This window comes from Synechococcus sp. WC101, assembly GCF_047461555.1.
Taxonomy (GTDB): Bacteria; Cyanobacteriota; Cyanobacteriia; order Thermostichales; family Thermostichaceae; genus Thermostichus.
This window is the reverse complement of sequence record NZ_JANSHG010000157.1, coordinates 1-5,587: the sequence shown is the minus strand read 5'-3', so window position 1 is coordinate 5,587 and position 5,587 is coordinate 1. Positions and strand designations below refer to the sequence as shown.

Genomic DNA, 5,587 nt, shown 5'->3' with positions numbered 1-5,587 from the left:
CCGCCACCGTTCTTCCAATAGCTAACCCTCGATGCAGCCCGACCTAGCCTACATTGCCCTGGGCAGCAACCTAGGGGATCCGCTGCAGCAATTGCGCTCGGCTGGGCAGAAGTTGCTCAGGTTGGGCCAGGTGGTGGCTCGCTCCAGCCTCTACCGCAGCCCCGCCCAAGGGGGGCCACCCGGCCAGCCCGACTACCTCAATGCTGTGGTGGCGTTGGATCCCTTTCCCCCTTACCAATCGCCCCTGGAGTTGCTGAGGGCGCTGCTGGCCATCGAGCAGGAGGCAGGGCGAGTGCGGCGCATCCGCTGGGAGGCCAGGACCCTGGACTTGGATCTGCTGGCAATGGGCAACCGGATCCTGAAGAGCCCTGAGCTAACCCTGCCCCACCCTCGCATGATGGAGCGCCCTTTTGTCCTGGCCCCGCTGTGCGAGATTGCTCCCCATTGGCGCCACCCCGAAACCGGCATAGCCGCAGCTGAGGCGCTGGCTGCCCTGGATAGCTCCTGGCTGGAGCGCACTGACCTAGGCTGGGATTGAGCTCTTTAGCGCAGCCGCCATTTTCGCCGCCAGATCCACCAGCCGCGAGGCATAGCCGTACTCGTTGTCGTACCAGGAGAGCACCTTCACCGTGCGATCCCCCAGCGTCATCGTCGACTCCAGATCCACAATCGAAGAATGGGGATCGCCGATGATATCGGCCGAGACAATGTGCGGCGGGGCAATGGCCAGGATACCGCGCATCGGCCCTTCTGCTGCCTCCACAAAGGCTTGGTTGACCGCCTCTTTGGTGATAGGCTGCTCGGTGCGCACGACAAAGTCCACAATCGAGCCGGTTAGGGTGGGCACCCGCAGCGCTAGGCCGTCCATCTTCCCTTTCAGGGCAGGCAAAACCTCGGCAACTGCCGTGGCTGCCCCAGTGGTGGAAGGCACAATCGACACCGCCGCCGAGCGGCCCCGGCGATAGTCCTTGGGATCCGGGCGATCCACAATGGCCTGGGTGGCAGTGTAGGCATGGCACGTGGTGAGAAAGCCCGTCTCGATGCCGAAGCGATCCAGCAAGACCTTGGCCAGCGGCGCCAGACAGTTGGTGGTGCAGGAGGCGTTGGAGACGATATGGTGCCGCTCTGGGTCGTACTGGTCGTCGTTAACCCCCATCACCACCGTCAGGTCGGCGCCTTTGGCAGGGGCGGAGATGATCACTTTCTTGGCGCCGGCTTCTAGGTGTTTGGCCGCCCCCTCCCGCTTGGTAAACAGGCCGGTGGACTCTATCACCAGGTCAACCCCGAGGTCTTTCCAGGGCAGTTGCGCCGGATCCCGTTCTGCCAGAACCCGGATCTTGTGGCTGCCGACTTGCAGGTGGCCATCCACAACGCTCACCGTCTGGGGCAGGCGCCCGTAGGCGGAGTCAAATTGCAGCAAGTAGGCCAAGTTCTCCGGCTCGGTGAGATCATTAACCGCCACCACCTCCAGCCCTCGCCCCGGCTGGGAGAGCAGCGCCCGCAAAAACGACCGGCCAATGCGGCCAAATCCGTTGATGGCTACCCGTGTGGTCATGGCAATCCTCCGGTATCAGTTCATGGTCATGGGTCGAGGGCTGCGGCGCAGGAGACGCCAACCCCTTAGGGATAGGTTAGAAGAAGAACGGGATCCGCCTTGCCTTTGCACTTCAGATCTCCAGATTTGGATCCCAACGGAGATTTGCGATTTAGGCTAACCCAGGAATTGCCGGTAGAGGAATTCAGATGAAGGTATTGCTGACCAACGATGATGGCATCGAGGCGGCGGGGCTGGCACACCTCAGACTGGCCCTCAGCGCTCTCGTTGCCGAGGAAAACTGCTGGATTGTGGCCCCCCACCAGCCGATTTCCGGCTGTAGCCACCAGGTAACGACGGGGCGGCCCTTTCGCGCCTGGGCCCGCGGCGAGCGCACCTTTGCCGTCGAGGGATCCCCTGCCGACTGTGTGCGGGTGGCCCTGTTTAAGCTCGCCCCTGCCGTGGATTGGGTGCTTTCTGGCATCAACGAGGGAGGGAATCTGGGATCGGATGTGTACTTGTCCGGCACGGTGGCGGCGGTGCGGGAGGCGGCGCTGCGTGGGATCGGAGGGATCGCCATTTCCCAGTATCGGGCAGGGAGCCAACCCATCGATTGGGAGCAGGCCCAGCGGTGGACGCGGGAGATCCTGGCCGAGCTGATGGAACAACCCCTGCCAGCCGGCTCCTTCTGGAATGTCAACTTGCCCCACCTGCCACCGGGATCCCCTTTGCCGGAGCGAGTTTACTGCCCCCTCTGCACGCAGCCGCTGCCACTCGATTACGCCGTAGAAGCAGAGGGGGAAGGCTTGGCATCGCTGTGGTTTCGCTACCAGGGGCGCTACGCAGAGCGAGCCCGCGATCCCCAGACCGATACCGATATCTGCTTCTCCGGTCGGATCGCCATCACCCAGGTGCACCTGTGCTCAGGAGCTCCCAGGTGAGGGGGTGAGGTTGCGGGCGATGGTTCTCAGCCGCTGCAGCCGCAGTGCCGTCAGGATATCGGTGGGATCCAGCTTGAGAACCTGCTCCAGGGCATCTGCTAGGTGTTGGGCTGCCTCTTGGCGGGTGTAGCCGCGGAACTGGGCGCGGCGCAAGGCAAACTCGTCGGCATCGAAATGGGCGCTCTCCCGATTCAGGTTTTGCCAGATCTGCCGCACCGAGAGCGCCGTGATGCCCCCCGCCAACAGGGCAGAAAACGGGTGCTGCAAAGAGAGCTCTGCCACGGTGGTGATGCCACCAAGCAAGGCCAGCGACTGGTAAAACCCCGGCTGTAGCCAGTTGCGGTTGTCGAACCAGCCCACCTCCCGCAAAAACAGCAGATCCCGCTGCGGCTGCGGGATCCCTTGCCAGCGGCGAAAATCGATGGCAATGATGCCCTGCGGCTGCCAAGGGGCCTTGCGGCGGGAGAACAACAGGGCCTCACCTCCCGAGTGGGGGACAACGCGGATCAAGGCCCGGAGAGAAGCGGGAAGCAGATCCCGCAAGCGTTCGATCTCTTCTTTTTGAAAGGTTTCCAAGGGTTTGAAGTCTGAGCGGCTGGTCATAGTTTTACCTGTAGAGGCACGGAGAGAGAGGATCCCACCTACCCCCCGGCAGCCTTGCGGCCCTGAACACCCCAGACCTGAAAAACCCTGCCAGGTTAGTCTACCGCATCTTCAGGTCGCCAGTAGCAGCCCCCCAGGGCAAAAAGCGCCAGCAAGTTTGCTTAGACTGAGAGGAAAAGTCTACGCCTCGATCCGAGCCAATGCCAGTTTTACCGGAACCCAGCGAACAGAGCGCCGGCAGCCCCCTTTACACCTATGCCTTCTTGCCGATGCCAGACGCGCCGCTTTGGCATTTCATTCAACAAACTCAAGGGATCCGCGGGCCGCTGCAGGTGTTTTCTCCCACAGGAGGCCGAATTGCCGCTGCTGTGGAGCCGATGCCGGATCCTGCGTCGCTGCAGGCTTCGGATGAGGTGCTGCTGCGTTCTGCCCTGCGCCACGACCAGGTGATCTGCCGGCTGTTTGCCCAGATGCCGCTGCTGCCCCTGCGCTTTGGCACCTGCTTTCTCTCAGCCGAAAAGCTGGGATCCCACCTATTGGCCCAGCAGGCGGAGTACGAACAGGCCCTCGCGGCCATCGGGGGAAGAGCCGAGTACTGCCTGAAAGGAAAACTGTCGCCCCAGCCCCCCCCGGATCCCCAACCCGCTCCCAGCGGCACAGCCTATCTGTTGGCCCGCAAACAAGCCTATCTCCAGCAACGACAGGCCCAAGAGCGGCAAGAACAGGAGCTGGCGGCCCTGCAGCAGCTTTGGCCTTCTACCTGGCCAGTGCAAAGAGGGGATCCGCAGCCGGGAGAAGTCCTGCGGCTTTACTTCTTGCTCACCCCTGCCGAACGGGAAACGGCAGCCCAGCTCGCCCAAACCTGGGTAGCAGCACACCCCCACTGGCAATTGGACTGGAGCGAGTCCCTGCCCCCCTATCACTTTGTGGGTGCCCTGCGGGATCCCTCCAGATGTACTCAGTAGTGCCCTAGCAAAAGGATCCCGTTTCGCGCGCCCGGAAACCCTGACCCAGCGAGGATGCAATGTTTTGGCTGTAATTTTTCAGGGTATTACTTACGGATTCTGGTGAGGGATTGGACTAGACTACTATTTTTGAAAGTGACCTCCCGTCCCCTCAGCCGTCATGACCCTGGAAACATTTTTTACCCAGCTCAACGCCAACGGCTTAACGATTGCCATCCTGCTCTTTGCAGCTCCTTGGTTGGTTTGGGTTCTCTGCCACTGGATCCCAGGGCAGTGGGAAGAGCCTTTTTTGCTCAGCTTGAACATTGGCTTAGCAGCGGCAAGCCTTGTCCTCTGGGCCGGTTACTTGGCCTATGCCACCAACACGGCTGGCTGGCAGGCGGTGGTCAAGCAGGCGGATATGTTCTTGTTGCTGGTGCCTCCCTACTATTTCCTTAGCTCCATCTGGGTGGCACGGCAGCGCATGCCCCTCTCGCGGGTGCCGGCTTTCCGCACCTTGCAAGGGATCAGCATTTTGGCGGCGGTCTATCTCATCCTCTCTTGGCTCAGCCGCCGGGTCTATGTTGTCTTTTTCTCTTACCTACCCTTTTCGGCCTTTCTGTGGATCCTGGCGGGGTTGTTGGGGGTGGCCTATATTGGCTATCGCATCCTCTTTGGGAATCCGCCCCAGTACCCGCCCGAAAGCTGAGGGGCTGGCCGACAGGGACTAGAATTCGAAAGAAACCCTTTGCAACGGCAATGGTGACAGTCCCTCTGATTTCAGCCCTGAACATCGACTACCGGCCTTTGCAGGAGTTGTTAGCGGCGGGAGCTTGGCTGGAAGCGGATCGGCTGAGCCTGCAACTGCTGTGCCGGGCGGCGGGGGAGGGGGCGGCGCGGCGGGGCTGGCTGTACTTTTCCGAGGTGAGCCGGATCCCGGCAGAGGATCTGCGCACCATCGATGGCCTGTGGCGGGCGGCCTCCGGGGATCGCTTCGGCTACTCGGTGCAGCGGCAACTCTGGCTGGGGGTCAACCGCAACTGGGAGCGCCTCTGGCCGCTGATTGGCTGGAAGCAAGGCTACCACTGGACTCGCTATCCCGACGAGTTCACCTGGGATCTGTCCGCTCCCAAGGGCCACCTGCCCCTTTCCAACCAACTGCGGGGGGTGCGGGTGCTGGAGGAGCTGCTTACCCACAGAGCTTGGGAAGACCTATCCGGCTGAGCGTCTTTTGAATCTTATTGAATCTAAGTTGGATTGGACTGTGGCCGAGCAACTGCAACTGACCCAATTTCCCCACCTGCCCGGCGATCTGGCCCAAGCCTGCGAGCAGGCCATCCAGGCCACACGCCTGGCCCTGCAAGCGGGATACCGCCGCTTGCTCATCGAGATCCTGGCCCCCGACATCAAGCCGGAAGTCTTGGCTCGTCCATTTTTGGAGTTGGTGCCGCCACCGGCTTTGGTGTTGTTCAGCGATGCCGGCGGAGCGGCCCTGGCCCAGCGGGAATGGGGATCCCTCCCCGACGGGATCCAACTGCAGAGCCTGACTGCCCGCACCCAACCTA

Annotated in this window: 8 protein-coding genes; 6 read left to right on the top strand and 2 right to left on the bottom strand. The window is 62.0% G+C overall.

The features are described from left to right. Nucleotides 1-31: 31 nt before the first annotated feature. Entirely contained in the window at nt 32-538 is a 507-nt protein-coding gene (gene folK / locus NW809_RS10365; RefSeq protein ID WP_011428945.1) for a 2-amino-4-hydroxy-6-hydroxymethyldihydropteridine diphosphokinase, read from the top strand. On the opposite strand, the gene gap is transcribed toward folK, so the two are convergent. Next, nucleotides 524-1,555, bottom strand: coding sequence for a type I glyceraldehyde-3-phosphate dehydrogenase (gene gap / locus NW809_RS10360; protein ID WP_099884412.1), 1,032 nt, complete (start codon nt 1,553-1,555; stop codon nt 524-526). The two genes, folK and gap, sit on opposite strands and share 15 nt — an antisense overlap. A gap of 188 nt (nt 1,556-1,743) precedes the next feature. Here gap and surE point away from each other — a divergent pair, with 188 nt between their 5' ends. Next, on the top strand, nt 1,744-2,475 hold the full coding sequence (gene surE, locus NW809_RS10355) for a 5'/3'-nucleotidase SurE (RefSeq protein ID WP_011428943.1): 732 nt from the start codon (nt 1,744-1,746) through the stop codon (nt 2,473-2,475). Here surE and NW809_RS10350 read toward each other — a convergent pair. Further along, nucleotides 2,458-3,078 carry a DUF3318 domain-containing protein gene (locus NW809_RS10350; protein ID WP_011428942.1) on the bottom strand — a complete coding sequence of 207 codons (621 nt, stop codon included), beginning with the start codon at nt 3,076-3,078 and terminating at the stop codon, nt 2,458-2,460. The genes surE and NW809_RS10350 overlap by 18 nt on opposite strands. Before the next feature lie 200 nt (nt 3,079-3,278). Between NW809_RS10350 and NW809_RS10345 the strand changes: the two genes are divergently transcribed. From NW809_RS10345 to NW809_RS10330, 4 genes are all read left to right on the top strand, one after another. Further along, nucleotides 3,279-4,043: a GvpL/GvpF family gas vesicle protein gene (locus NW809_RS10345; RefSeq protein ID WP_099812645.1), complete on the top strand. Its 765-nt coding sequence runs from the start codon at nt 3,279-3,281 to the stop codon at nt 4,041-4,043. 160 nt (nt 4,044-4,203) lie between these two features. After that, nucleotides 4,204-4,731: a hypothetical protein gene (locus tag NW809_RS10340; protein ID WP_011428940.1), complete on the top strand. Its 528-nt coding sequence runs from the start codon at nt 4,204-4,206 to the stop codon at nt 4,729-4,731. A 50-nt stretch (nt 4,732-4,781) separates the two neighbouring features. Further along, nucleotides 4,782-5,246 carry a GUN4 domain-containing protein gene (locus NW809_RS10335; protein WP_011428939.1) on the top strand — a complete coding sequence of 155 codons (465 nt, stop codon included), beginning with the start codon at nt 4,782-4,784 and terminating at the stop codon, nt 5,244-5,246. Between the two features lie 40 nt (nt 5,247-5,286). Next, nucleotides 5,287-5,587: DUF1995 family protein (locus NW809_RS10330; RefSeq protein WP_414402070.1), on the top strand; the 301-nt coding region annotated here is incomplete at its 3' end.